Annotated in this window: 3 protein-coding genes; all 3 read right to left on the bottom strand. The window is 45.7% G+C overall.

Translation table 11 applies throughout. The annotated features are described in order from the left end of the window. Positions 1 to 222: 222 nt before the first annotated feature. Positions 223 to 885: a (d)CMP kinase gene (gene cmk / locus B7X71_RS14900; protein ID WP_293599022.1), complete on the bottom strand. Its 663-nt coding sequence runs from the start codon at positions 883 to 885 to the stop codon at positions 223 to 225. Between the two features lie 12 nt (positions 886 to 897). Further along, the gene (gene aroA / locus B7X71_RS14895; RefSeq protein WP_293599023.1) at positions 898 to 2217 is read right to left on the bottom strand and encodes a 3-phosphoshikimate 1-carboxyvinyltransferase; all 1320 of its coding nucleotides are present in this window, start codon (positions 2215 to 2217) and stop codon (positions 898 to 900) included. A gap of 8 nt (positions 2218 to 2225) precedes the next feature. After that, a partial coding sequence (locus B7X71_RS14890) for a prephenate dehydrogenase dimerization domain-containing protein (protein ID WP_293601240.1) occupies positions 2226 to 2688 on the bottom strand: 463 nt, incomplete at its 5' end.

Here is a 2688-nt window from a genome sequence, read left to right as displayed (position 1 = left end):
CTTCATATTCGATCGGGTTAATGATTCTTCAAATAGTTCTGCAAATGATTCAGACATTTATATATTCACTTTGTGCCGCCAGAAGGCCTGACGGGTTAGGTTAAAAAAGCCCCAAGAAACACGCTAAATTAGAAAATCGCGTTGTAGAGTTTCTTAAGACACCAAAACAACTTCTACTGCCCTTTATTACACTTTGCCACTCTCTTTACTACCTACCAAAAACTAAGCTATTTTCGATTGATACCAATCTAAAACCGTCTTAACCGCTTGATCTATCGATAATTCCGATGTTTCTAGCACCTTGGCTCCGTCTGCAACTAACAAAGGTGCAGCACCTCGACTACTGTCTCTGGCATCGCGCGCTTGTAAATCCTGCAGCAAGTCGTCTAGTTTAGCAGAAATTCCCTTAGCTATCAATTGCTTATACCGACGTTCAGCTCTGGCTTCAGCGGTTGCAGTGAGAAAAACCTTCAAAACTGCATCGGGAAATATGACGCTTGCCATGTCACGGCCATCGGCCACTAGACCTGGAGAAGTCCTAAAACCATGCTGAACCCCAACCAAGGCCTGCCTAACCTCTGGATGCACTGCAATTGCAGATGCACGCAATCCAATCTCCTCAGTACGAATAGCATCAGTGACATCTTCAGAATTGAGCAGAATTTGGCCATTTTTGAAGGAAATCACCAGTTTTTTAGCCAAAATACCCAGTTCTAGGCCATTTTTGGTATCAATCGATGCTTTTTGACTTCCCAGGGCAACCAGTCGATACAAGGCCCCGCTATCCAAATAATGAAAGCCCAACTTTTCTGCCACCATGGAGGCAACCGTTCCCTTGCCAGAGGCGGTAGGTCCATCAATCGCGATAACTGGAGGCAAGTTCATTAAAAGCAAGCTTTAGGAAACGACCTTTGCAAACTCAGCAAAGTAGGTGGGGAATGTTTTAGCAACACAATTAGGATCATTAATCTGTAGCGCATTAGGGCCAAAAGCGGCCAGTGAGAAACACATCGCCATGCGGTGATCATCATAAGTATCAATGCCCTCCGCAGGAGACTTCCAGTCAGTGGGTGACTGAGGGGCTTGCACCACGATGTAGTCAGTACCCTCCTCAACGATAGCACCCACTTTTTTCAACTCTTTCGCCATCGCTGCAATGCGATCGGTTTCTTTCACGCGCCAACTGGCAATATTGTTTAAGCGTGTTGGGCCTTCAGCAAACAGTGCAGCAACAGCGAGCGTCATCGCCGCATCTGGAATTTCCGTGCAATCAATGGTGATCCCGTTGAGCTTGCCATTCGCATTTTTCACGCCAGCGACTTCAATCCAATCTTCACCAGAAGAAATCTTAGCGCCCATTAATGCGAGTGCATCAGCAAAAGCAACATCGCCTTGAATACTCTCGCTACCCACACCTAAGACGCGTACCGGTCCACCACCAATGGCGCCAAGCGCCAAGAAGTAAGAAGCGGATGATGCATCACCCTCAACCGATAAAGTGCCAGGGCTTTGATAGACCGCCTCAGAAGTCTTAGCAGGGATTACAAATGACTGCGCATCCGGACAATCCACTTTGACGCCAAAGCGTGCCATGAGCTTGAGTGTTATGTCGATATAAGGGCGAGAAATCAATTCACCAATCACTTCAATCCTAACGGGCTCTTTTGCCACCAAAGGCAAAGCCATCAACAAGGCTGTCAAGAATTGACTAGAGACATCACCGCGCACCTTGACAACATCCTTGATCTCAATATCCGCAGCAAGAATCTTGATCGGTGGATAGCCTTCTTGTAATTCGTAATCAATCTTTGCTCCAACTTGTCGCAATCCATCCACTAGATCCCGAATAGGACGTTCATGCATCCTTGGAACGCCAGATAAACGATAGTTGCCACCTTGCATTGCAAGGGCTGCTGTGAGCGGACGAATCGCTGTACCCGCATTACCCATAAAAAGATCTGCGTTTTGTATCGGGAACTTGCCACCGCAACCCTCGACCACGCAGACTTTGTCGGCATGATCGATTACCGATAGGCCTAATTGGCGAAGCGCATTACGCATCACTTGCGTATCGTCAGCATCTAGTAAATTTTTAAGAGTTGTCGTACCTTTAGAAAGCGATGCCAATAACAAGGCGCGATTCGAAATACTCTTAGAGCCTGGCAACACAATCGAGCCTTGAGCTCGCTTAAATGGACCAATCTGGATATCAGGCAAACCACTCATCAAAGTACATCCAAATCTTGACGTGCTTTACTTGCTTTATTAAATAATTTCTCTAAACCAGCACCATCATTTTCAGAAATCAACTTACGCATGTGATTGACGATGAGTAGATATTGATCAAGCTCTTTCAGAACGGCTGTGCGATTACCCAAACAAATGTCGCGCCACATTTCCGGACTTGAAGCGGCAATGCGTGTGAAATCTTTAAAGCCTGCACCAACATGACTTAGCTTTTGATCAGCATCTTCTGAATTAACCACACTGGCCATTAATGCATAAGACAGAATATGTGGCAGATGAGAAACCGCTGCATAGATCGCATCATGCTGTACACAAGAAATCTTTTTGACAACAGAGCCAACTGATTGCCAAAAGCCTTCTATTAAATCCGTATCTTGAGGAGAATTTTCTTGTAGCGGGCAAAGGATCGTTTGTTTACCCACAAATAAATCAGCTTTAGCA

The organism is Polynucleobacter sp. 39-46-10, assembly GCF_002282275.1.
The sequence above is the reverse complement of the archived record's forward strand: the minus strand, read 5'-3'. Positions and strand labels throughout refer to the sequence as shown.